We start from the raw sequence: 23,278 nt of genomic DNA, 5'->3' as shown, positions 1-23,278 counted from the left end.
ATGAGTGTTGGCGGGGCAGTGCAGGCGGACGCACCGTCGCTTCCCCCAGCGCGGCGTCGCCCGCCCTACGCGTGCAGGGCCGTGTTGAGCTGCACGCCCGCGCCGGTGCGCGGCAGCACCTCGACTCCACCGGTGACAGAGTTGCGGCGGAACAACAGCCCGGCCACACCGCTCAGTTCAGCAGCCTTCACCGTGCGCGGTTGTCCGTACGAGTCGACGCTTCCGTCGATGACCGCGACCTTCGTGCCCGCCGTGACATACAGCCCCGCCTCAACCACCGAGTCGTCGCCGATCGAGATGCCGATACCCGAGTTCGCGCCGAGCAGCGCGCGCTCGCCGATCGAGACGCGGTGCGTGCCTCCCCCGGACAGCGTTCCCATGATGGACGCTCCACCGCCTATGTCGCTGCCGTCGCCGACGACGACGCCCTGGCTGATGCGCCCCTCGACCATCGAGGCGCCGAGCGTCCCCGCATTGAAGTTCACGAATCCCTCGTGCATGACGGTCGTGCCGGGCGACAGGTAGGCGCCGAGGCGCACGCGCGACGCGTCCGCGATGCGCACCCGCGGCGGGGTGACGTAGTCAAGCATCCGCGGGAACTTGTCGACCCCGAGCGCCGAGATGCCGGCTCGCTGCAAGGCGGGCCTCCGCGCGTCGAAATCGTCGGGATGCACGGGGCCCGCCGTCGTCCACGTCACGATCGGCAGGTGCCCGAAAATACCGTCCAGGTTCAGCCCGTTCGGCTGCACGAGGCGGTGCGAGAGCAGGTGCAGGCGGAGGTAGGCGTCCTCGGTCGAGGCGGGGGCAGCATCCAATTCGATGGCGACGGTGCGCGCCTGAAGGCGCACGCCGCGCCGCTCGTCCTCAGCCTCGAGGTGCTCGATCTCGGCCGACACGATGTGCGGGTCGCGGCCCTCGGGCAGCGTGCCGAGCGCGGGGTGCGGGAACCAGGTGTCGAGTACCTCCCCGGACGCCGCGCGGACGGTGGCGAGGCCGTAGCCCCAGGCGTGGGTGGCGGAATCGTCGTGCGTTCGTGTGCCGCTGTCGCTCATGCCTTCCAGGCTAGTGGCGCGCACCCCGGAACTAGGCTGGGGCGGTGACCCTGACGCGCCCCTTCGCCCCCGAGTTGCTTGCCGACGTCGTCGCCCTGACCGCTGCAATGTGCGACATCGAGAGCGTCTCCGGCAACGAGACGCAGCTCGCCGACACGATTGAGGCGACGCTCGCCGCCCACGCCCCGCACCTGGAGGTGACGCGCGACGGCGACGCCATCGTTGCCCGCACGCAGCTCGGCCGCGAGCAACGCGTCATCATCGCGGGGCACATCGACACCGTGCCGGTGAACGGCAACCTGCCGACGACCGGCGTCACCGACCCGGAGGACGGCGACATTCTCGTCGGCCGCGGCACCGTCGACATGAAGGGCGGATGCGCCGTCGCCCTCGCTCTCGCCTGTCGCCTCCCCGAACCCGCCGTCGACGTGACCTTCGTCTGGTATGACCACGAGGAGGTCGAGGCGAGCCTGAACGGCCTCGGACGCCTCGCGCGCACCCGCCCCGAGCTGCTCGCCGCCGACTTCGCCGTCCTCGGCGAGCCGTCGAACGGCGCAGTGGAGGGCGGCTGCAACGGCACTCTGCGCGCCGACATCACGACCCGCGGCCGCCGCGCCCACTCGGCCCGCGCCTGGATGGGCATCAACGCGATTCACGACGCCGCACCGATCCTCGAGCGACTTGCCAGCTACGAGCCGCAGACGGTGACGGTCGATGGCCTCGACTACCGCGAAGGGTTGAACGCGGTCGGCATCACCGGGGGGGTGGCGGGCAACGTCATACCCGACGAGTGCACTGTCACCGTCAACTACCGCTTCGCCCCCTCCCGCACGGTCGCCGACGCCGAAGCGCACGTGCGGGCGCTCGTCGACGGACTCGACGTCGAGGTCACGGTGACAGACTCCGCCTCCGGCGCTCGCCCCGGTCTGGATGCCCCGCTCGCCGAGCGCTTCATGGCGGCGGTCGGCGGCGCCCCCGCTCCGAAATACGGCTGGACCGATGTCGCGCGCTTTAGTGAGTTGGGAATTCCGGCCGTGAATTACGGCCCCGGCAATCCATCGCTCGCCCACGCCGACGACGAGCGGGTGCCGATCGCGCAGATCCGCGACGTGGAGCGCGGATTGACGGCATGGCTCTCAGCGTCGATTTAGCGACGGAGCGATAACCGGGGATAATGGGAAGTGGAATTTTCGTCTCGAAAGGGGAACCACACTATGGCAGCCATGAAGCCCAGGACCGGCGACGGACCCATGGAGGCTGTCAAGGAGGGTCGCCTCATCATCGTTCGAGTGCCGCTCGAGGGCGGCGGTCGACTGGTCGTCTCCGTCAACGACGCGGAGGCCACCGAACTGCGTGACGCGCTGAGCGCGGCGATCTCCTAGACCGAGTGCACCCCCGGCCGACTGGCCGGGGGTTTTCTCGTCTTGGGGGTGTGCCGCTGTGCGGCCTACGCCGAGCGCTTGACGAGCTGCAGCAGGCCGTCGCCCACGGGCGAGAGCGCCACGTGCACGGCGGGCGACTGCGACAGTTCGGCGATGATGCCGCGGCGGTCGGTGGTGACCTGCTCGCGCTTCGCCGGGTCGGCGACCGTGTCGCGCCAGAGAGCGTGCGGCACCAACACGATGCCTCCAACCCGCACGAGACGCAGAGCGTGCTCGAGCAGGTCGAGCAAGCCTTTCGGGTCGGCGTCGACGAGCACCACGTCGTAGCTCGACTCGTTCATGCGCGGCAGTACCTCGGTCGCGGCGCCCGTGATGAGGCGCACGCGCGAGGCGGGATGCCCGGCGTCGCTGAAGAAGCGGCGCGCGGCCTGCTGGTGGTCGGCTTCGATGTCGATCGAGGTGAGGTGCGCGTCGGGCGCGCCCCGAAGCATCCAGAGTCCACTGACGCCGACGCCGGTGCCGATCTCGATGATGGTCTTCGCGCCCACGGCGGCGGTCGTGAAGGCGAGGTGCGCACCCGTCGCGGGGCTCACCGGATCGGTGCCCAGCTCGTCGGCGGTGACGCGCGCAGCGGCGATCACGTCGGGTTCGACGACGGAACCCTCGACGTACTTCCAGGACAGATCTTTGCTCGGCACCTCGGGCCTCCTCGTCGGCCCAGCCTAGGGGGAACCCCTCGGTTTCCCTGGCTATTCTGGGGACGTGTCCTTCGGCCTGACGTTCGAGAAGCTTCTGCTCATCGGGCTCATCGCCGTGCTCATCATCGGCCCCGACCGTTTGCCCGCGCTTGCCGCGCAGTTCGCCCGGCTCATTCGCAGCCTCCGCGATATGGCGAACGGTGCGAAAGAGCGCATGCGCGAGGAGATGGGGCCCGACTACGACGACGTCGACTGGAAGAAGCTCGATCCGCGGCAGTACGACCCTCGTCGCATCATCCGCGAAGCGCTGCTCGAAGACGACGCTGAGCCCGTGCGGCCGGGTGCCGCGGCCGGGGCGGCAACCGTCACCGCGCCGAAGCGCGAGTCGGCGTACGCCCAGCGTCAGCGGTTGCAGAGGGAGGGCCGGCCCGCGCCCTTCGACTCCGAGGCGACCTAGCAGCCTGGCACCGTGGTGCCCGGGCGCTGCCGGGGCGGTTAGCGCCGGTGCGCGGGGTGCGCGTACCGGGCGGAGACGCGTCGCCCCTCAAGCTCGAGCAGCTCGATGACGCGCCGCACACTCGGCCGCTCTGCACGGTCAGCGCGCAACAGGGCCGTGATCTGTCGTTCGGCGGGGATGCCCGTGATGGGCCGGGTCACGATGCCGCTGTCGTGGATGCGCGTCGTGTACCGCGGCAGGATCGCCAAGCCGATTCCGGCGGCGACGAGGCGTTCGACGAGCAGGTTGTCCATGATGCGTTGCACGACCCGCGGTGCGCGGCCCGTCGCCGCGGCCAGCCCGTCGAGCACTTTGTCGTAGGGGTAGCCGACGGGCGCCCCGATCCATTGCTCGCTGACGAGGTCGGTGGGTTTCAGCACGGCGCGCTCGGCCAGCGGGTGGTCGAGTGGCATCGCGATGTCGAACGGTTCGGTCATGAGGGTGACGGCGCGCAGCCCGTCGCGGGTCCAGTGCTCGGGAATCCCTTGCGAATCCGCCAGCACGATGTCGTAGTCGGGGGTGAGGCTTGCGAAGTCGGGCCGGTCGAGGTCGTGGTCGGTCACGACGACCTCGAGGCCGGGCTCGTCGTCGAGCATCGTGAGCAGGCCGGGCAGCAACATTTGGCCGGCCGTGGGGAAGGTGCTGAGGCTCACGGTGCCCTGCGGTAGCTTCGTGAACTCGCTCCACAGCGCCTCCGCGGCTTCGATGGCGGTGGCGATCTGCCGGGCGGTCGCGGCGAGTGCCTCGCCCGCTCCGGTGAGCTGGATGCCGCGGCCCACGCGCTCGGTCAGCGGCACGCCGGCCTCGCGTTCCAGCACCTTGAGCTGCTGCGACACGGCGGACGGCGTGCGGTGCGTGGCGGCGGCGACGGCCGCGACAGACCCACGGTCGGCGAGTTCCCGAAGCAGTTCGAGCCGGCGCACATCCATGTAGTAACGCTACATGATGAGTTCAGAAACAATAGCTTGTTCTTCAGCATTGATCGCGCTTCACTAGAGGTGTTCAGGACGCAGTACCCACCTCGAAGGAGCAGAACGTTATGACCGCCGGAATCATCGTCATCGCAGCGCTGGGCGCGTGGGCCGTCGTCGCGAGCGTGGTCGTCGCTGTGCGCGATGGCTACCGCCGCGTTCCGACGCTCGCTGCCTAAGGGCATCCCGTATCGCGCCCTCGCGGGCGTGATCACCGCGAGAGCCGTCTGTGCTCGAGCTCACCATTCCAGGGGTGGGGTCGGGCCCAGGCGGCTTTCGTCGTTGTCGGGCGTCGCTGGCGACCGCGGGGTCAGCGCAGCGTGACGCCGAGGGGCCGCCCGGCGAGCCCTCGCCCGCGCCGCGCCACGGCGGCCGCCAGCTCGCGAATCGCGGCCCCGGCCGCGTCGCTTTCGTTGGTCACGATCGGGATGCCCTGATCGCCTCCCTCACGCAAGCCCACCGACAGGGGCACGCGCGCGAGCAGCGGCACGTCGAGGCGGGCTGCTGTGTCGTCGCCGCCTCCCGAGCCGAACAGCTCGAGCACCGAGCCGTCGGGCTGGGGGAGTCCCGCCATGTTCTCGACGACCCCGATGACGGTCTGCCCCGTCTGCCGGGCGACGATCGCCGAGCGCTCGGCCACATCGGCCGCGGCTTTCTGCGGCGTGGTGACGACGATGACCTCGGCGTGCGGCAACAGCTGCCCCACCGAGATGGCGACGTCACCCGTGCCGGGCGGCATGTCGATGACGAGCACGTCGAGGTCGCCGAAGTACACGTCGGTGAGGAACTGCTCGACCGTGCGGTGCAGCATCGGCCCGCGCCACGACACGGCGGCACCGGGGTCGACGAACATGCCGATCGAGATGACCGCAACGTCGTGGGCGCGCGGCGGCATGATCGCCTCGCCGACGCGGGTGGGCTTCGCGCCCTCGATGCCGAGCAGCCCAGGAATCGAGAAGCCGAACACGTCGGCGTCGATCAGGCCGACCCGCAGACCCTGCGCCGCGAGGGCCACGGCGAGGTTCGCCGTGATGGTCGACTTGCCGACACCGCCCTTGCCGCTCGTCACCGCGATCACGCGCGTGGTCGATTCGGGGGTGAAGGGCATGCGGGCCTTGCCACCGCGCAGTCGGGCGATGAGAGCATCCCGGGTCTGCCGGTCCATGACGCCGACGTCGACGGCGACCTCGTCGATGCCGGAGACAGCGGCGGCCGCCTCGCGCACATCGCGTTCGATGCGGTCGGCGGCGGGGCAGCCGACGATGGTGAGCTGCAGGTCGATCTCGGCGCGCGTTGTGCCGGCATCGCCCTCGACGACCCGCACCGCCGGAATCATGTCGAGCTCGGTGACGGGGCGCCGCAATTCGGGGTCGATCACCCGCGACAGGGATGCGCGCACAGCGTCCTCGAGAGAAACATTCACCGAACGGTCACTCGAGTCAGAGGTGTCGGATGCGGCGGGCACACCCACAGGCTAGCGACGTCTGACAGAATGGGAGCCATGAGCAACGCGCCCGGACTCTTTCGTCGCGCCGGCGCGGCCACCCAGCGGGTGCCGCGCGGCGACGTGCTGGGCACGTACGACACGTACGCCGACGCTATGCAGGTCGTCGACCGGCTCTCGAAGGCCGATTTCGACGTGAAGCGCCTCGCGATCGTCGGCCACGACCTCACCCTCGTCGAGAACGTCACGGGCAAGCTCAGCTACGGCCGCGTTGCCTTCGGCGGGGCGGCGACGGGTGCCTGGTTCGGCCTGTTCGTCGGGCTGTTGCTCGTGTTGTTCTCGCCCGAGCCCCAGTTTGAGTTTCTGGCCGCGGCCGCCCTCATCGGCGCGGGCTTCGGTCTCGTGCTGTCGGTCGTGCAGTACGCGCTGCAGCGCCGCCGACGCGACTTCACCTCGACGAGCCGCGTGCTCGCCTCGCGCTACGACATCATCGTCGAGCCGGGCTTCATCACGCGTGCGCAGCAATTGCTCGGCGGCGAAAGCGCCCGCACGGGCAGCGACGCCTCGCCGGCCGCCGACGAGGCTCCCCCTAAACGCTGACCCGCCCCCACCCCCGCCTGCGCCGTCACACGAGGCCGCGTGGGCGTCAACCCTTGTGCGCACGAGCTGCGCTGCCCCGGGAGGTGTGCCATGACCGAAGACCTGCAGGACGCGATCGAAGAACGCGACATCCGTGCCGCCGCACAGTGGCTCGCCGACCACGCTCCGCACGAGATCGCCGACGAGTTGACGCGCCTGCGCGCGGTCGACTCCGCGCTCGCCTGGCGGCTTTTGCCGAAGGGCCGCGCGCTTGAGGTCTTCGAAGAGCTCGACTCGACCCAGCAGCAAGAACTGCTCGGCGGGATGCGCGACCACCAATTCGCGGAGTTGGTCGAAAACATGGACCCGGACGACCGCGCCCGCCTTCTCGGCGAGGCGCCCGCCGGCTTCGTGCAGAAGGTGCTCGCCGGGCTGAGCCCGCGCGAGCGGCGCATGACCGCCGAGCTGCTCGGATACCCGGCCGGGTCGATCGGGCGAGCCATGAGCCCCGAGATCATCTCGGTCTACGACACCACGACCGTGGGCCAGGCGCTGGCCCGGCTGCGCGCGCGCGCCGAGCACGCCGAGACGATCGACCTCGTCGCGATCGTCGACTCGTCGCGGGCCTACCGGGGCACGGTGTCACTCAAGCAGCTCGTGCTCGCCGACCCCGAGCAGTCGGTGATGGACATCGCCGACGATGACCACCCGACGGCCCACGTCGACGACGAGGCGGAAGCCTCGGCGCGCCTGCTGCAGGAGTACAACCTCACCGGCCTCGTCATTCTCGACCTCGAAGACCGCGTGGTCGGAATCCTCACCGTCGACGACGCTCTCGAGATCATTGAGGAGGCCGACTCGGAAGACATTGCGCGCCAGGCCGGTGCGCTGCCGAGCGCGGGCCACTATTTCTCGTCGAGCGTCTGGCGGCTCGCAGGCCTGCGCGTCGTGTGGCTGTTCATCCTCATCGTTGCGGCCGCGCTCACCGTGTCGGTGCTGCAGATCTTCGAGGATTCGCTCGAAGAGGTCACGGCCCTCGCGCTGTTCATCCCGATGCTCGTCGGAACGGGCGGAAATGTCGGTGCCCAGGCGGCGACCGCGGCCGTGCGCGCCCTTGCGCTGGGCGAGGTGCGCCCGAGCGACGTGTTGCGCGTCGCCTGGCGCGAGTGCCGCGTGGGGCTCTTGCTCGGCGTCAGCCTCGGCATCGTCGCGCTGGCTATCGGCTCGATCGTCGTCGACTTCCCCGTCGCGACCGTTGTCGGCATCTCGGTCGTGCTGATCTGCGCGTGGGCGGCGACCGTCGGCGCATCCATGCCGCTGCTCGCCCGCGCCGTACGGATCGACCCGGCCGTCATTTCCGCCCCCATGGTCACGACCCTCGTCGACGCGACGGGCCTCATCATCTACTTCCTCGTCGCGGCGGCCGTGCTCGGGCTGTAGAGCGCGCTACTCCTCCTCGTCGCCCCACTCGGGCGCGCGGCCGGCGATCCACTCTTCGACCTCGTCGGCGGTGCGGGGGATGAACGCGGATAGGTTCTCGGCGCCGTCCTCCGTGACGAGGATGTCGTCTTCGATGCGCACGCCGATGCCGCGGAACTCCTCCGGCACGGTGAGGTCGTCGGGCTGGAAGTACAGTCCCGGCTCGATCGTGAACACCATGCCAGCCTGCAGTTCGCCATCGAGGTAGAGGTCGCGGCGGGCCTGCGCGCAGTCGTGCACGTCGATCCCCAGGTGGTGCGAGGTGCCGTGCACCATGTAGCGGCGGTGGTAGCCAGCGTCGGGCTTCAGCGACTCCTCCGCGCTGACCGGCAGGAAGCCCCACTCGGCGGTCTTCGCGGCGATGACGCCCATCGCGGCGGCGTGCACCTCGCGGAACCGGATGCCGGGCTTCACGATCGCGAACGCCGCGTCGGCGGCCTCGCGCACCGCCTCGTAGACCATGCGCTGCACGGGGCTGAAGGTACCCGCGACGGGCAGCGTGCGCGTGATGTCGGCCGTGTAGTAGCTGTCGAGCTCGACGCCGGCGTCGATGAGGATCAGGTCGCCGGGCAGCACGGGCCCGTCGTTGCGGGTCCAGTGCAGGATGCACGCATGCGGGCCGGAGGCGGCGATCGTGTCGTAGCCGACCGTGTTGCCCTCGGCGCGGGCGCGCCGGTTGAACGTGCCCTCGACGAGGCGCTCGCCGCGGGGGTGCTCGATGATCTGCGGAAGGTCGCGCACGACGTCGTTAAAGCCCTGCGCGGTCGCGGCGACGGCGCGGCGCATCTCGTCGACCTCGTACTCGTCTTTCACGAGCCGCAGTTCGCTCACGTCGCGGGCGAGCTCGTCGTCGCCCGCCGTGTCGACCCCGGCGCCCGCGGCCGCGGTGCGGAAGCCGCCGACCAGTCGCGCCGAATCGACGCGGTCGGTGAGGCGAGCATCCGCCTCGCGTACCACGAGCGTTTCCTCGTCGACGGCGTCGAGCACGGCGTCGAGCTCGCCGAGACCGCGGGCCTCGAGCGCGAGGTCGACGGCGACGTCGTCGCGGCTCGGCCGCGGGCCCGTCCAGAACTCGCCGATCTCGGGATTCGCGTAGAACTCGTCGGAGTCGCGCCCCGCCGCCTCGCGGAAGAACAGCACCGCCTCGTGGCCGTCGGCCGTCGGCTCGAGCACGAGCACGCTTCCCGGCACCGTGTCACTGCCCCAGCCGGTGAGGTGCGCGAAGGCCGAGTGAGCGCGGTACGGGTAGTCGGTGTCGTTCGAGCGCTGCTTCGCCGGGCCCGCCGGAATGATCAGCCGCTGGCCGGGAAACAGCGACGAGATGCGCGCGCGCCGCGCCGCCGCATACACAGCCTGCTCGCGGGCCTCGCCCACGCCTGCCGGGCGCTCGGCCCAGCCGCTTGAAATGAAGTCGCGAAACTTCTCCGACCCGGGGGTGGTGGATCGGTTCTCGGTCGCGCGAGGAGCCTCAGTGGTTGCCTTGTCGGTCTCAGCCATGCCGACCATTGTTCCACCGCGCGCCCCGACGAGCGCCGACCGCTCCGGATGCGCGGGGCTCAGTTCAGAATGACGCGCGCGACGATCGGGCGGTGATCGCTGCCGGTGCCGTCCTCGGTGGTGATGACGCGGAATCCCGTCACGGCGACGTCGTCGGTTGTCATGATGTGGTCGATGGGCGCGCCGAGGAGTGGCGGCAGCCTGGTCGGCCAGGTGCCGACGGCGCCGTTGCCGGTGACGATGTTCGCCGAGTCACAGGTGCCGAGGCCGTCGGGGTCGCCGAGGGCCGTGAAGTGGTCGGGCGTGGCGTTCAAGTCGCCGGCGAGAATCACGCGGTCACCGCGGCAGACGGAATCGACCCAGGCGAGGTCGGCCCGCCAGTTGTCGAGCTGCTGCGGGATCGGCGCGACGGGGTGCACGCCGATGATGGTCGGCCCATCGTGATCGAGCGGGCGCAGCACGATGCTCGGCAGCACGCGCGTGTTTCCGACGGTGTCGTCGATGCGGTACTGCCCGATCGAGGCTGACACGAGCACGCTCGTCGAGCGAGCCGCGGCGATCTGGTCGAACGCGACCGTGTAGACCCACATGGGGCTGCCCGCTTCGCGCATCAGCACGGCGGTCTGTTCGGCGACCTCGGCCGTGGTCTCGGGCAGGACGACGATGTCGGCCTGCTCGTCGAGCGCGAGCGCCGCGATGCGCTCGGCGCCGGGTGCATTGCCGAGGGTGTTCCAGGCGAGCACACTCAGCTCGGCGGGGGCGCGCAGCGGGAAGGTCTCGTTGCCGAAGCCCCGCACTGACTGCACGGCGACGTTGAGCCCGGCGAACACCATGAGCATGAGCGCGATCGCGGCGAAGAAGCGTCGGGCTGGCGCGACGATGAGCGCCAGAATCACGACCACGAGGGCGGCGATGAGGGCTGCTGCCGCCGCCGCCGATCGCAGGGCGACCATCTGGGCGATGTACGGCGAGAGCGTGAGCCCGAAGAGGCTAGGCCAGGCGACGACGAGAAGAACGATCCCGATGATCACGAGCGTCGCCGCTGAGATCACCTTCACAACCATGATGGGTCGAGCCTAACGCGGGCACCTTGCCAGCCCGTGCGTCCTACGATGGCGATATGGCGCATCCGCTGATCGATCTGCACGCGCACTCGAGCGTCAGCGACGGCACCGAGACGCCGACCCAGCTGATTCGCGCCGCGCTCGAGGCGGGGCTCGACACGATCGCGATCACCGACCACGACTCGACCGCCGGGTGGGACGAGGCGGTGACAGCCGCGGCGGGCACAGGCCTGCAGGTGATTCGCGGCATGGAGCTGTCGACCCGCGACGAGTGGCGCAGCGTCCACGTGCTCGGCTACCTGTTCAACCCGAACGACGGCGATCTCGTGCCCGAGACGGCGCGCATCCGCGACGACCGGTTGACCCGCGCCGAGCGCATGGTGGGCCGTTTGAGTGAAGACTTCGACGTCACCTGGCAGGACGTGCTCGCCCAGTCGGGCGGCGTCTCGATCGGACGGCCGCACATCGCCGATGCGCTCGTCGCCCGCGGCATCGTGCGCACCCGCAGCGAAGCGTTCGCGTCGATCCTGCACTTTCGCGGCGGCTACTACCTGCCGCACGCCGCCCCCACCGTGCTCGACGGCGTGCGGCTCATCGCGAACGCCGGCGGAGCCCCCGTGATCGCGCACCCCGCCACCCGCGGCGCTGATGCCGTCATCGACGAACGGATGCTCGTGACGCTCATCGACGCCGGCCTCGTCGGTCTCGAAATCGGCCACCGTGAGAACACCGACGCCGGGCGGGCGACGCTTGAGCGGTGGGCGGAGAAATACGACCTCGTCGTGACCGGGTCGAGCGACTACCACGGCGAGGGTAAGCCGAACCGGCTCGCGGAGTACACGACGAGCCCCGACGCGCTCGAGCGCATCATCGCCGCCGCCCGCGGCGTGAAGCCGGTGCGGGGTTAAGCCGCCGCGACGCGACCTGGAGCTTTACGCCGACTCGACGACGCGGGTCGACCCAGTCTCGGTCGTCACCTCGGGGCCTCCGGTGCCGCGCTGCCAGCGCACGAGCAGCACCAGGGGGATCACCGCGGTGGCGAGAGCCGCAGCCACCGTGAAGGCGGCCCGAACGCCGTCGGCCGAGATCGACGCCTCGCCCGTCGCCGGGGCGACGAACGCCGCGACCGACAGGAACAGTGCGATACCCGCGGCCCCGGCGACCTGCTGCACGGTGCCGACGATTGCCGACCCGTAGGGGTTCAACTGCGGTCGAAGAGCCGCGAGTCCGTTCGTCAGCAGCGGGGTGAACAGCAGGGCAAGCCCCAGCCCGATGCCGATGTTCGCGACGGCGACAAGCCAGATGGGGGTGGCCGAGGTGAACATCGACATGCCCCAGAGCGTGCTCGCCATCAACACGATGCCGGGAATCACGAGCGAGCGCGGCCCGACCTTGTCGTAGCGGCGGCCGATGAGCGGGGCCATGAGCCCCTGCAGCAGCGCACCCGGCAGAATCACCAGACCCGAGACGAGTGGCGAGGCTCCCAGGACCTCTTGGACGTAGAGCGGAATGATGATGATCGCGCCGAACAGTGACATCGAGCCCACCGTGATGATGCCGATCGAGAGCGCGAACTGACGCTCGGCGAACGTGCGCATGTCGAGCAGCGCGTCGTCGGTGCGCTGCAGGCGCAGCTGACGCAGCACGAACAGCGCGAGCGCGACGACGCCCACGACGAGCGAGATCGTGCCCGTCACGACCGAGTCGGAGCCGGACCCGCCGTCGGCGTGGCCGCCCTCGCCCAGTTGGGCGAGCCCGAACACGAGTCCACCGAATCCCGGAACCGACAGCATGATGCTGACGAGGTCGAGGCGGGAGCCGCGGCGCTGGCTGACGTCGACCATGCGCAGAGCGCCGACCACGAGGGCCGTCGTCGTCAGCGGCAGCATCGTGATGAACAGCCAGTGCCAGTCGGCGATGCTCAGAATGAAGCCCGACAGGCTTGGTCCGACCGCCGGGGCGACCGCGATCACGGTCGACACGGTTCCGATGACCTGCCCGCGGCGTCCCGGGGCGACCAGCGCGAACACGGTTGTGAACAGCATGGGCATCACGATCGCCGTGCCGCTCGCCTGAATGACGCGCGCGACGATCAGCAGCTCGAAGAACGGGGCCACGGCCCCGAGCAGGGTGCCCGACGTGAACAGCGACATCGCCGTCACGAACAGCGCGCGCGTGCTGAAGCGCTGCAACAGCCAGCCGGTGATCGGAATGACGACCGCGAGGGTCAGCATGAACGCGGTGGTCAGCCACTGCGCCGTTGTCGCCGTGATACCGAACACCTGGATGAACCTCGGAATCGCGACGCCCATCAGTGTCTCGTTCAGGATGACGACGAAGGCTGAGCCGATGAGGACGCCCAGCACGATGCGACGCTGAGCGGCGGTCACCGGCGCTGACGCGGGCGGGGCAGGACTGTTCGTGGTGGTCACCAGGACGGAAACCTAGGCGCCCGCCGCGGCATTCCCCGCCGCGCCGCTCGCACCCTGGCCACCGGTTCCGCCGCCTCCGCCACGACGGCGGCGACGACGCTTCCGCGGCGCACCGCCCTCGGAGCGTGCGTTCTCGACGCGGTCGCCGCCGCGAGCATCCTGCGTGCTGGACGAGCCGGAGCCGCCGCCCGAGCCGCCGCTGCGGCGGCGGGTGCGCTCACGCGGCGGGCGCGACGCCTCTTTTTCGACCTTCGGAATCGGGGTCGCCTTCAGGCGGCCCTTCGAGCCCTCGGGGATGTTGAGGTCGGCGTACAGGTGCGGCGACGACGAGTACGTCTCGACCGGCTCGGGCTGACCCATGTCGAGCGCCCGGTTGATGAGCGCCCACTTGTGCATGTCTGCCCAGTCGACAAACGTCACGGCGATGCCCGTCTTGCCCGCGCGACCCGTGCGGCCGACGCGGTGCAGGTAGGCGTCGTGGTCGTCGGGAACCGTGTGGTTGATCACGTGCGTTACGTCGTTCACGTCGATGCCGCGCGCGGCCACGTCGGTCGCGATCAGGATGTCTTTCTTGCCGGCCTTGAAGGCGGCCATCGAGCGCTCGCGGGCCTCCTGCGTCATGTCGCCGTGCACGGCGCCGGCGCTGTAGCCGCGGTCGTTCAGCTCTTCGACGAGCTTCGCGGCGGCGCGCTTCGTGCGCGTGAACACGACCGTCTTGCCGCGGCCCTCGGCCTGCAGAATGCGGCCGATGACCTCGTCTTTGTCGAGCGCGTGCGCCCGGTAGACGATGTGCTTGATGTTCGCCTGCGTCAGCCCCTCGTCGGGGTCGGTCGCGCGAATGTGAATCGGCCGGTTCATGAATCGACGGGCGAGCGCGACGATCGGGCCCGGCATGGTCGCCGAGAAGAGCATCGTGTGCCGGGTCGGCTTCGTCTGGGCGAACAGCTTCTCGATGTCGGAGAGGAACCCGAGGTCGAGCATCTTGTCGGCCTCGTCGAGCACCATGACCTCGACATCGGCGAGGTTCAGCAAGCGCTGACCGGCGAGGTCGAGGAGGCGCCCGGGGGTGCCCACGACAATCTGCGCGCCGGCCTTCAGCTGGTCGATCTGACCCTCGTAGGCCTTTCCGCCGTAGATCGACACGACCGTGGTCGGGCGGTTCGACGCGGCGAGCTCAATGTCTTCGGTCACCTGCACGCACAGCTCGCGCGTGGGCACGACGATGAGGGCCTTCACGCCCGGGCCGGGGGTGGCGCCGAGCTTCTGGATGAGCGGCAGGCCGAAGCCGAAGGTCTTGCCGGTTCCGGTTTTTGCCTGGCCAATGATGTCTTGACCCGTGAGGGCGAGGGGGATGGTCTGCTGCTGGATGGGGAAGGGCTCGGTGATGCCCTTCGCTGCGAGGGCGTCGGCGATATCGGCTTCGACGCCCAGGTCGGTGAAAGTCACGTGTTTGTGTACCTTGTCTTGTCTTCGGAAGTTCTCAGTTTAGCCGCCGGGGTCGGGCCGCCCCCGCCGATCGCCTACTCTGGTGCCGTGGCTTCGTGGTTCAAACGTCCTGGTACGCGCGCCACACCCGCGCCCACGGTGCGTTCGCGCGACACCGCGGTCGCCGCGCTGAAGATCGATCTGCACGAGCTCACGCCGCCCGCCGATCACTTCTTCGGCCAGTGCGCGGCCCTGCACCTGACGTTCTTCGAGCAGCTCAGCCACGCGGCCTCGAACGCTCCCCAGGTCGCCGATAAAGACGCACTCGCGCGCGTGTCGGGCGTCATGCTCGAGCGCTACGAGGCGCTCGTCGCCCGCATCGACCACCACAAACTCGACCGCACGGCGACGATCCAGCCGCACCTTGCCGGCGCCGCCGAGTTCGAGCGTCGCACGATGGGGGCCGACTGGCACGAGCAAGTCGCCGCCGCCCACGTCACGATCGGCTTCCTCACCGACTTCTGGGTGAACCTCGCCGCGGGGCTCGACCGCGACGACCGAGCCGCCGTCGAGCAGGCGTTGCGGGCCGAGAACATCGAGCCGACCCTGCACGCGATCGTCGAGCGCGTGATCGCCGCGAACCCGCGGCTGTCATCGCGTCTCGCAGTCTGGTGCCGTCGACTCGTGGGCGACACGCTGCTGCAGGCACGAAGCGCCCTCGTCATGCACGACGATCATGCTCGCGACCAGGCGCAGATTGACCCGGTTATGACCGAGCTGATCGGCGAGCACACGCGCCGCATGGACCGCCTGGGTCTGACGGCCTAACGGCCTGACTGTCTCGCGCTAACGAGCGGTGGTCGCCGTCGCGACCGGAGCGCCGGGCCGCATGAGCTCGGCGAGCAGTTCTGCGTCGGCCTGCTCACGTTTCGGCGGCAGGATGCGCGCAATCGCGATCGACACGATGGTCGCGATGCTGAACGCGATCAGCCAGATCCAGACGGCCTCGTGGGTGAGGCCAGCCCAGGCGCCGATCGCCCAGGTGACGCAGACCGCGGCACCGCCCGCGGCGGGCAGCACGAGCAAGCCGTACTGCGAGCGCCCGGGCAGCAGGTAGCGCAGGCCGAGGCCGATCAGCGCGCCGATCACGGCCGCGGGAATGAGCGCGAGGCCCATCGTTAGCCCACGAAGCCGACGCGACGCGTCTGGTCCGAGCCGATCTCGACGTAGCCGATGGCCGCGGTCGGCACGATGTAGCGCTTGCCCTTGTCGTCGGTGAAGGTGACGAGCGGCGCGCCCTTCTCGATGGCGGCGCTGACGAGCGTTTCGACCTCGTCGGCGCTCTGCGTCGACTCGAAGGCGACCTCACGCGGGCTGTTCAGAATTCCGATGCGAATGTCCACGATTCGAAGCGTAGTCGGCCCGGATGCGCGCCGCCTCGCTGTTCACCGTGAGCGGAGCATCCATCTCGCCGACGGCGCGTCAGCGCGCGTCGGTGGTCGCCGTTAGCGTGATCGGTATGCCCCGCCTCATCGCCCGCGATCCGGATGCGCGACTCGCGCCGGTCGCGCTCGATGGCTCCCAGCGAGCCCCCGTCGCCGCGCTGTTCGACGGGGCGGGCGCCGGGGCCGCCGTGCTGGGCGCGCCGGGCACCGGCAAGACGACGCTCATCGTCGAGGCGGTGGTCGAGGCGGTGCAGGCGCGCGGGGTGGGTGTCGAGCGGGTGATGGTGCTGACGCCGTCGCGACGCTCGGCGACGGCGCTGCGCGATCAGCTCGCCGAACGACTGGCCTCGGCGGTGCCGGGCATTGCCCTGCCAGGCCCCCTCGCGCGCAGTGTGGCGGCGTTCGCGCACGCCTTGCTCTCTGCTGCGGCGCGCGCCGCGGGTGACGACGAGCCGCGGCTCATCAGCGGCTCCGACCAAGACTCCGACATCGCCGAACTGCTGGCGGGGCACGAGGCCGACGGCACGGGGCCGGCGTGGCCCGCCCACCTCGGCCCCGACGTTCGGCGCCTCGAGGCGTTTCGCACCGAGCTGCGCGACGCGATTGCCCGGTTGTCAGAACACGACTGGACACCCGAGCGCCTGCGTCGCGAGGGTGATGCTCATCAGCGTCCCGAATGGCACGCGGTCGCCGACTTCGTCGACGAGTACCGCGTCGTGCTCGGGGGCTCTCGTGCCGGCCAGCTTGACCCCGCCGAACTCGTGCGGGCGGCGGCTGCGCTGGTCGCCTCGGCGCCACCCGCGACCCTGCCCGCCGTCGTGCTCGTCGACGACGCCCACGACCTCACCCCGTCGGGCATCGCCCTCGTCACCGCGCTCGCGGCGGCGGGCACGCGCGTGCTCGTCGTCGGCGACCCCGACGTTGCCACCACGGGCTTCCGGGGCGCCGAGCCCGAGGCCCTCTCGCGCCTCGCCCGCGAGCTGGGCGGGCAGGGCGCTATGCCGTTTGTGCTCGAGACCGCGTATCGGCAGTCGGCTCCGCTGCGGGAGGCTACGGCGCTGTTCGCGCAGCGCATCGGTGCGGCGGGCGCGGGTCGACAGCGGCGAGCGGTGGCGGGGCGCGACGATGACGCGGGCGCGCTGGGCGGCGCGCTCATGGCGCTCACGGCATCCAGCGCGTCGCGGGAACGGGCGCTCGTCGCCGACGTACTGCGCGAACGCCACCTGATCGATGGCGTGCCGTGGTCGCAGATGGCCGTGCTCGTGCGTAGCGGGGCGCTCGTGCCGCCGATCGTGCGCGCACTCGCGGCCGCCGAGATTCCGGTGCGGGCGACGACCGCGGGGCGGCCGCTGCGCGAGCATCCGGCCGCGCGCGCCCTCGTGCGCATGGTTGATGTGGGTGTGGGGCGCTCGCCGCTCGACGCGGCGGCGGCCACCGAACTCTTGCTCGGCCCGCTCGGCGGGCTCGACCGGGTCACGCTGCGGCGCCTGCGGCGCGCCCTGCGCGCCGAAGAGGTGGCGGGTGACGGCACTCGCACCGCCGACGAGCTGCTCGTCGAAGCGCTTGCCGCCCCCGACCGGCTCGTCACGATCGACCACCGCACCGCCCGCCGAGCAGCCCGCGTGGCGCGCACCCTCGCCACCATTCACGAGCGGGCCGAGTCAGGTGCCACGGTCGACGAGCTGCTGTGGGTCGCCTGGAGCGATGCCCGGGTCGCTGACGAGTGGGCGGCCGAGGCGCGGGGCTCGGGCACCACGGCGGCAGAAGCCGACCGCGCGCTTGACGCCATCACGGCCGTCTTCGCGACCGCCGCAACGATCGTCGACACGGTGCCCGACGCCACCGTCGACGCGTTCCTGACCCGCATGCTCGACAGCGACGTCGCCGACGACCTGCTCGCCCCGACCCGCGAGACCGAGGCGGTGCTCGTCGCGAGCCCCGCGGCAGCCGCGGGTGTCGAGGTTGAGGTGGCCATCATCGCGGGCCTCACCGACGGTCTCTGGCCCAACCAGCGACTGCGCGGCTCGCTGCTGCACGCGCCGCACATCAGCCGCGTCGACCGGGGCATTGGTTCCGAAACGCTCGACGAGCGCCGGTTGGTGCTCGACGACGAACTGCGGCTCGCGACCCTGGCCGTGTCGCGCGCGCGGCGCCAGGTGATCGCCACCTCCGTCGCCGGCGACGACGACCGGCCCAGCGCCCTCTGGGATGCGCTCGCCGACCTCGCGAGCGCGGCCCCCGACGCTGCCGCGCCGTCGCGCCGCCCGCACGCCCGATCGCTGCGTCGGCTCGTCGGCGAACTGCGGCGCCGCCTGACCGACCCCGCCAGCGGCGAGACGATGCGCCGCGAGGCTGCAGCGGCCCTGCGTCGACTCGCCGACGAGGGCGTGCCCGGCGCCGCCCCCGACACGTGGTGGGGGCTCGGCGCCCCGAGCACGCTGGCGCCCCTCTTCGCCGAGCAGACTGTTCGCCTCTCGCCCTCGAAGATCGAAGCGATCGAAGCGTCGCCGCTCGACTGGTTCCTCGACCGCGTCGCGCCCGAAGAGGGCAACTCGGCGATGGGCATCGGCACGATCGTGCACGCCGCCGTCGAGACGCTCACCGACCCGACCGTCGACGATGTCTGGGCCGTGATTGAGGCGCGCTGGAAGGAGCTCGTGTTCGAGTCGCCCTGGCTCGACGTGCAGCAGAAGCGGCTGGCTCACCGCTACGCCGAAGGCGTTGCCGACTACCTGCGCGACGCCGCCCGCGACGGGCGCATTGTTGCCGCCGCCGAGCACGAATTCACCGTCGAACTTGACGTCGCCGTGCCGCACGTTGCCGGCGCTGTTGTTGCCGGCACCGTCGACCGCATCGAACGTGACACCGAGGGGCGCGTGCGCATCATCGACGTCAAGACCGGACGGCCGGTGACCGACGCGGCCGCCCGCGACAACGCTCAGCTCGGCGCCTACCAACTGGCCTACGCCGACGGCGCATTCGCCTCCGTGCTTGATGCACTCGGGGCACACACCGCCGACGGTGCCCGCCTGCTCTTCGTCCGGGAGGGCACGGGCGGCGAGCGCTACCGCGAGGCGAGCCAGCCGGTGCTCGATGCCGAGGGGCTCGCAGCGTTCCGCGAGCGGCTTGCGCAGGCCGTCTCGGCCATCGCCGTCGCTCGCCTCACCGGCGCGCGCGTGATCGACCCGTACGGGCCGCCCGGGCAGCGGCGGCACAGCCTGCACCGCGTCCCTCCCGTCACCGGAGACCGCTGATGACGACCGCCCCCGCCGCCGTGAGTGCGAACCAGATCGCCGACGCCCTCGGCCTGCACCGACCGACCGACGAGCAGCGCGCCGTCATCGAGGCGCCCCTCGGGCCCGCCCTCGTCGTCGCCGGCGCCGGCTCGGGCAAGACCGAGACCATGTCGGCCCGCGTGCTGTGGCTCGTCGCCAATGGCCACGTTGCGCCCGACGAGGTGCTCGGCCTGACCTTCACCCGCAAGGCGGCGTCAGAACTCGCCCACCGCATCCGCGAACGCCTGGGCGCGCTCGGCCGGTCGTCGCTCGCGAGCGACGCCGCGCATCCCCTACCCGCCGTCGATGCGTTCACGCAGCCGACGGTGGCGACCTACAACGCCTTCGCCTCGAGCCTGTACCGCGACAACGCGGTGCTCATCGGGCGCGACCCCGACGGTACGGTGCTCGGCGCTGCGGCGGCGTGGCAGCTGGCGCGCGGCATCGTCGCTCGCGCCACCGACGAGCGGCTCGCCGACCACGACCTCAGCGTTGACCGGGTGACGACGGCCGTTCTCGACCTGGCGCACTCCCTCACCGAACACCTCGCTGACCCGGCAGATGTGCGGGCGCTCCTCGACGAGTTCGCGGGCGTCGTCGAGCTGCCCGCGGGCGGCCGCGGCACGTACCCCGACGTCGACAAGCTTGCCGAGGCGCTCGCACCGACAACGCCGCTGCTCGACCTCGCGGCCGAGTTCGCCGCCCGCAAACACCGCGATGGGCTCATCGAGTTCTCTGACCAGGTCGCGCTCGCGCTGGATCTCGTCGAACGGCACCCCGAGGTCGGTGAGGCCCTGCGGTCGCGCTACCGCGTCGTGTTACTCGACGAATACCAAGACACGAACGTCGCCCAGACGCGGCTGCTTGCCGCGCTCTTCGCGGGCACCCCGGTCATGGCGGTCGGCGACCCGCACCAGTCGATCTACGGCTGGCGCGGGGCGAGCGCGACCAACCTTGACGACTTCGCCACGCGCTTCACCGTCGACGGGCGCTCGAGCGTCGACCGCTACGCCCTCAGCACCTCGTGGCGCAACGGCACGGCGATCCTCGACGTGGCGAACGCGCTAGTCGAGCCGCTGACGGCACGCGGCGGCGTCGCCGTCGGTCGGCTTGCTCCCTCGCCCAGCGCGAGCGAGCATCCGGTCGAATCGCGCCAGTGCGAGACGGTCGACGAGGAGGCCGAGCTCGTTGCCGAATGGTTCGCCTCCCAGCTCGGAATCGACGCGCGTGGCGCGCGCCGCATCGACGGCGACGACGCGGGCCCGGGGGCGTCAGCGCCATCGACGGCGGCGCTATTGATGCGCAGCCGCGCGACGCAGCCGATCTTCCTCGACGCTCTTCGTCGTCGAGGCGTGCCGTTTCACGTGCTGGGCATCGGCGGGCTGCTCAGTCAGCCCGAGATCGCCGACCTCGTGTCGGCCCTGCACGTCATTGACGACCCGTCGGCCGGCACCGAACTGGTGCGGCTGCTCGCCGGCCCCCGCTGGTCGATCGGTCTCGCCGACCTGGATGCGCTCCGCCGCGTCGCACACTGGTTACGTGAGCGCGATCTCGCCCACCAGCGCTTCAGCGAGGAGGTGCGCGAGCGGCTGCGCGCATCCGTTGTGGGCGGTGACAGCGCCTCGCTCGTCGACGCGCTCGACTTCGTCGCGCACGCTACCCCCGGCCACGGTCAGCTCGCCGAATTTAGCGATGCGGGGCTCGAGCGACTGCGTGAGGCGGGCGCGCTTTTTGCCAGCCTGCGGCGGCGCACCTCGCTCGACCTGGCTGACCTGGTCGCCGTGGTCGAACACGAGCTGCTGCTCGACATCGAGGTCGCAGCGAACCCTTACCGGGTGCTCGGTGAGGCTCCGCGCGACGCCTTCCTCGACGCCCTCGACGACTACCTCGGGCTCGCCGACGAGGTGAGCCTCGGCGGGTTCCTGCGATGGCTGCGCGAGGCCGAGTGGCGCGACAACCTCTCGCCCCGCACCGAAGACGCCGAACCCGGCACCGTGCAGGTGCTCACGATTCACGGCTCGAAAGGTCTCGAGTGGGACGCGGTCGCCGTGCCGCGCTTCGTCGACGATGAGCTGCCGTCGAAGCCGCGCTCGACCCGTGGCTGGCTGAGTCTCGGCGTGCTGCCGTACGAGCTCCGCGGAGACTCTGCCGAGCTGCCGGTCTTCGCCTGGCGCGGAGCAGAGAGTCGCAAAGAGCTGCTCGACCGGCAGAAGCAGTTCCAGGCTGACGTCGCCGAGCACCTCGAACGCGAAGAGCGCCGCCTCGCCTACGTCGCCGTGACGCGTGCCCGCCACCGGCTGCTCGTGACCGGCTCCTTCTGGGCCTCGGCCACGAAGCCCCGAGCCTTCAGCCGGTTCTTGGCCCCGCTCATCGAGCGCGGCCTGATCCCGCCCGTCGCCGACACCTCCCGCCACGAACACAACCCCCGCGCGAGCGACGATGACGACGCGCCCTGGTGGCCCGCCGACCCGCTCGGCACCCGGCGCGAGGCGCTGGAGGCGGCCGCGGCGCGCATCCATGCAGCGGCCTCGGGTGGCCAGGGTGGCGACGACGACGTGTCGGCCGATTCCGCGAGCGACGCCCTCGGCTGGCAACGCGACATCGACCTGCTGCTCGCCGAGCGCGCCGATCGTGAGCGCCGCGGGCACGAGATCGCCGTGCCGTACCGCGTGCCAGCCTCGGCGTTCCGGCAGTACGTCACCGAGCCCGAGGCGGTCGCCGAGCGCCTGCGCCGCCCGGTGCCGCAGCGCCCCTACCGGCAGACCCGCCTTGGCACGGTGTTCCATCGCTGGGTCGAGCAGCGTTACGGCCTCACGGCGGTGCCCGACCGCATCGACGATGCACTCAACGGTGCGCTCGACGCCGCCTTCACCCACGACGACGGGGGAGAGGGCGTCGACCCCGCCGCCCTCGATGCGTTGCGGCAACGCTTCGCGGCCTCGGAGTGGGGCGACCGCGAACCGCGTGAGGTCGAGTGCGAGATTCACCTGCCGTTCGCCGGGCACCTCATCATCTGCAAGCTCGACGCCGTGTATCCGGCGCGGCTACGCGGTGACGATGGCCGCTTCATCGACGGCGTCGAGGTCGTCGACTGGAAGACCGGGAAGGCGCCGAGCACCGACGAGGAGCGCGCCGAAAAGCTGCTGCAGCTCGCGCTCTACCGTCTGGCGTACGCGCGCCGCACCGGCCGGCCGCTCGACGAGATCAGCGTCGCCCTCTACTTCGTCGCCGACGACCTCGTGTTGCGGCCCGAGCAGCTGCCGGGCGAGGCCGAGCTCGTCGAGCTCTGGCGCACCGCGGTCACGACTCGGGGGTGAGGCTCCACTCGCGGATGAACTCTTCGAGCGTCAGGCGACCGAGGTCATTCTGCACCTTCTTCAGCATCACGTCGGCCTCTTCGCGCTGGCCGGCGGTCGTGCGGTGGATAGTGGCCCCGGTGTCTCGTCGGGTGATGACCAGGTCGTGTGTTGACCCGACCGTTTCGAGCGAACCGGCGAGGGCGTAGGCAATCGATCCGAGTGCAGCACCCGCACGTCGCAACGGGCCCGGATTGCTGGGGACGAGCATCGCTTCGAGATGCAGCGACGCAGCCGAGCGCGGCACGTCAGCGTGTTCCTCTTCCGCAACCACTCGCACATCCTTTCGCGTCGTCCCGCGATCGTTATCGCGACATTCGGGAGGAATCCTTGACCCTTGAGGATATCGCGGATACCGTCCCGGATAGAACGGTGCGTTCGGCATCGAGCTCCGATCTTCTCCGTGCACATCTCGCGTAAAAACCCGGAACTAACCGTGGCTCTTGCGAGGTGATGATCGGAAGAAGATCCGGACTCACGATTTCTCGCCATCGTTTTTCGCTCTCACTCGACGAGCGATTCACCGCACGATCTCGGCGCGACGCACCGAAGCACGGAGTAGAGATGACCACCCCCCCGAATCCTCGCCGCGCTGAGCGCGTCGGCGCTCGTCCTCACCCTCGCCGCGTGTTCGCCCGGGGGCGACGGCCCGACCGAGGACGAGTTCTATTCGCCCCTCAACG

The 23,278-nt window shown here is 70.6% G+C and carries 20 protein-coding genes; 9 read left to right on the top strand and 11 right to left on the bottom strand.

Annotation, left to right across the window (positions count from 1 at the left end; translation table 11 throughout):
• Positions 1-65: 65 nt before the first annotated feature.
• Positions 66-1,052: a 2,3,4,5-tetrahydropyridine-2,6-dicarboxylate N-succinyltransferase gene (dapD, locus tag CPY97_RS10685; RefSeq protein ID WP_096422596.1), complete on the bottom strand. Its 987-nt coding sequence runs from the start codon at positions 1,050-1,052 to the stop codon at positions 66-68.
• Between the two features lie 50 nt (positions 1,053-1,102).
• On the opposite strand from dapD, the gene dapE reads away from it, so the two are divergent.
• Entirely contained in the window at positions 1,103-2,203 is a 1,101-nt protein-coding gene (gene dapE / locus CPY97_RS10680) for a succinyl-diaminopimelate desuccinylase (RefSeq protein ID WP_419866123.1), read from the top strand.
• 63 nt (positions 2,204-2,266) lie between these two features.
• Positions 2,267-2,434, top strand: a complete 168-nt coding sequence (locus CPY97_RS10675) for a DUF3117 domain-containing protein (RefSeq protein WP_096422594.1) — start codon at positions 2,267-2,269, stop codon at positions 2,432-2,434.
• Positions 2,435-2,499: 65 nt separating this feature from the next.
• Here CPY97_RS10675 and CPY97_RS10670 read toward each other — a convergent pair whose 3' ends face one another.
• On the bottom strand, positions 2,500-3,132 hold the full coding sequence (locus CPY97_RS10670) for an O-methyltransferase (protein ID WP_096422592.1): 633 nt from the start codon (positions 3,130-3,132) through the stop codon (positions 2,500-2,502).
• Positions 3,133-3,196: 64 nt separating this feature from the next.
• On the opposite strand from CPY97_RS10670, the gene CPY97_RS10665 reads away from it, so the two are divergent.
• The gene (locus CPY97_RS10665) at positions 3,197-3,589 is read left to right on the top strand and encodes a sec-independent translocase (protein ID WP_096422590.1); all 393 of its coding nucleotides are present in this window, start codon (positions 3,197-3,199) and stop codon (positions 3,587-3,589) included.
• A 38-nt stretch (positions 3,590-3,627) separates the two neighbouring features.
• Here the strand turns inward: CPY97_RS10665 and CPY97_RS10660 are convergent, their stop codons facing one another.
• Both CPY97_RS10660 and CPY97_RS10655 read right to left on the bottom strand, forming a co-directional pair.
• Positions 3,628-4,557 (bottom strand): LysR family transcriptional regulator, encoded by a 930-nt coding sequence (locus tag CPY97_RS10660; RefSeq protein WP_096422588.1) that lies wholly within the window; start codon positions 4,555-4,557, stop codon positions 3,628-3,630.
• Between the two features lie 352 nt (positions 4,558-4,909).
• On the bottom strand, positions 4,910-6,064 hold the full coding sequence (locus CPY97_RS10655) for an Mrp/NBP35 family ATP-binding protein (protein ID WP_419866106.1): 1,155 nt from the start codon (positions 6,062-6,064) through the stop codon (positions 4,910-4,912).
• 36 nt (positions 6,065-6,100) lie between these two features.
• On the opposite strand from CPY97_RS10655, the gene CPY97_RS10650 reads away from it, so the two are divergent.
• The gene (locus CPY97_RS10650) at positions 6,101-6,643 is read left to right on the top strand and encodes a general stress protein (RefSeq protein WP_096422586.1); all 543 of its coding nucleotides are present in this window, start codon (positions 6,101-6,103) and stop codon (positions 6,641-6,643) included.
• 90 nt (positions 6,644-6,733) lie between these two features.
• Entirely contained in the window at positions 6,734-8,062 is a 1,329-nt protein-coding gene (mgtE, locus tag CPY97_RS10645) for a magnesium transporter (protein WP_096422584.1), read from the top strand.
• A 6-nt stretch (positions 8,063-8,068) separates the two neighbouring features.
• Here mgtE and CPY97_RS10640 read toward each other — a convergent pair whose 3' ends face one another.
• A complete protein-coding gene (locus CPY97_RS10640) occupies positions 8,069-9,598 on the bottom strand; it encodes an aminopeptidase P family protein (protein ID WP_096423615.1) in 1,530 nt (509 codons plus the stop codon).
• Between the two features lie 59 nt (positions 9,599-9,657).
• A complete protein-coding gene (locus CPY97_RS10635; protein ID WP_096422582.1) occupies positions 9,658-10,662 on the bottom strand; it encodes an endonuclease/exonuclease/phosphatase family protein in 1,005 nt (334 codons plus the stop codon).
• Between the two features lie 56 nt (positions 10,663-10,718).
• Between CPY97_RS10635 and CPY97_RS10630 the strand changes: the two genes are divergently transcribed.
• Positions 10,719-11,570, top strand: a complete 852-nt coding sequence (locus CPY97_RS10630; RefSeq protein WP_096422580.1) for a PHP domain-containing protein — start codon at positions 10,719-10,721, stop codon at positions 11,568-11,570.
• 24 nt (positions 11,571-11,594) lie between these two features.
• Here the strand turns inward: CPY97_RS10630 and CPY97_RS10625 are convergent, their stop codons facing one another.
• Both CPY97_RS10625 and CPY97_RS10620 read right to left on the bottom strand, forming a co-directional pair.
• Entirely contained in the window at positions 11,595-13,094 is a 1,500-nt protein-coding gene (locus tag CPY97_RS10625) for a DHA2 family efflux MFS transporter permease subunit (RefSeq protein WP_161494120.1), read from the bottom strand.
• A gap of 12 nt (positions 13,095-13,106) precedes the next feature.
• A complete protein-coding gene (locus tag CPY97_RS10620) occupies positions 13,107-14,540 on the bottom strand; it encodes a DEAD/DEAH box helicase (RefSeq protein WP_096422576.1) in 1,434 nt (477 codons plus the stop codon).
• Between the two features lie 87 nt (positions 14,541-14,627).
• Between CPY97_RS10620 and CPY97_RS10615 the strand changes: the two genes are divergently transcribed.
• Complete coding sequence (locus tag CPY97_RS10615; RefSeq protein WP_161494119.1) at positions 14,628-15,347, top strand: ferritin-like fold-containing protein; 720 nt, start codon at positions 14,628-14,630, stop codon at positions 15,345-15,347.
• An 18-nt stretch (positions 15,348-15,365) separates the two neighbouring features.
• Here the strand turns inward: CPY97_RS10615 and CPY97_RS10610 are convergent, their stop codons facing one another.
• Both CPY97_RS10610 and CPY97_RS10605 read right to left on the bottom strand, forming a co-directional pair.
• A complete protein-coding gene (locus tag CPY97_RS10610) occupies positions 15,366-15,695 on the bottom strand; it encodes a hypothetical protein (protein WP_096422574.1) in 330 nt (109 codons plus the stop codon).
• Between the two features lie 2 nt (positions 15,696-15,697).
• Positions 15,698-15,922, bottom strand: coding sequence for a DUF3107 domain-containing protein (locus tag CPY97_RS10605; RefSeq protein ID WP_096422572.1), 225 nt, complete (start codon positions 15,920-15,922; stop codon positions 15,698-15,700).
• 23 nt (positions 15,923-15,945) lie between these two features.
• Between CPY97_RS10605 and CPY97_RS10600 the strand changes: the two genes are divergently transcribed.
• Together CPY97_RS10600 and CPY97_RS10595 are read left to right on the top strand one after the other, a co-directional pair.
• A complete protein-coding gene (locus CPY97_RS10600) occupies positions 15,946-19,218 on the top strand; it encodes a UrvD/REP family ATP-dependent DNA helicase (RefSeq protein WP_096422570.1) in 3,273 nt (1,090 codons plus the stop codon).
• A complete protein-coding gene (locus tag CPY97_RS10595) occupies positions 19,218-22,556 on the top strand; it encodes an ATP-dependent DNA helicase (RefSeq protein WP_096422568.1) in 3,339 nt (1,112 codons plus the stop codon). Before CPY97_RS10600 ends, CPY97_RS10595 begins: the two co-directional genes overlap by 1 nt.
• On the opposite strand, the gene CPY97_RS10590 is transcribed toward CPY97_RS10595, so the two are convergent.
• Positions 22,540-22,869, bottom strand: coding sequence for a hypothetical protein (locus CPY97_RS10590; protein ID WP_096422566.1), 330 nt, complete (start codon positions 22,867-22,869; stop codon positions 22,540-22,542). The genes CPY97_RS10595 and CPY97_RS10590 overlap by 17 nt on opposite strands.
• Between the last annotated feature and the right edge of the window lie 409 nt (positions 22,870-23,278).

It is taken from the genome of Microcella alkaliphila (assembly GCF_002355395.1).
In the GTDB taxonomy this organism is placed as follows: domain Bacteria; phylum Actinomycetota; class Actinomycetes; order Actinomycetales; family Microbacteriaceae; genus Microcella; species Microcella alkaliphila_A.
The sequence above is the reverse complement of the archived record's forward strand: the minus strand, read 5'-3'. Positions and strand labels throughout refer to the sequence as shown.

Bases quoted from the DNA above. Each gene is read 5' to 3' on its own strand.
- dapD (WP_096422596.1), bottom strand. From the start codon at position 1,052: ATGAGCGACAGCGGCACACGAACGCACGACGATTCCGCCACCCACGCC.
- CPY97_RS10675 (WP_096422594.1), top strand. From the start codon at position 2,267: ATGGCAGCCATGAAGCCCAGGACCGGCGACGGACCCATGGAGGCTGTC.
- CPY97_RS10660 (WP_096422588.1), bottom strand. From the start codon at position 4,557: ATGGATGTGCGCCGGCTCGAACTGCTTCGGGAACTCGCCGACCGTGGG.
- CPY97_RS10650 (WP_096422586.1), top strand. From the start codon at position 6,101: ATGAGCAACGCGCCCGGACTCTTTCGTCGCGCCGGCGCGGCCACCCAG.
- mgtE (WP_096422584.1), top strand. From the start codon at position 6,734: ATGACCGAAGACCTGCAGGACGCGATCGAAGAACGCGACATCCGTGCC.
- CPY97_RS10640 (WP_096423615.1), bottom strand. From the start codon at position 9,598: ATGGCTGAGACCGACAAGGCAACCACTGAGGCTCCTCGCGCGACCGAG.
- CPY97_RS10635 (WP_096422582.1), bottom strand. From the start codon at position 10,662: ATGGTTGTGAAGGTGATCTCAGCGGCGACGCTCGTGATCATCGGGATC.
- CPY97_RS10630 (WP_096422580.1), top strand. From the start codon at position 10,719: ATGGCGCATCCGCTGATCGATCTGCACGCGCACTCGAGCGTCAGCGAC.
- CPY97_RS10610 (WP_096422574.1), bottom strand. From the start codon at position 15,695: ATGGGCCTCGCGCTCATTCCCGCGGCCGTGATCGGCGCGCTGATCGGC.
- CPY97_RS10600 (WP_096422570.1), top strand. From the start codon at position 15,946: ATGCGCGCCGCCTCGCTGTTCACCGTGAGCGGAGCATCCATCTCGCCG.
- CPY97_RS10595 (WP_096422568.1), top strand. From the start codon at position 19,218: ATGACGACCGCCCCCGCCGCCGTGAGTGCGAACCAGATCGCCGACGCC.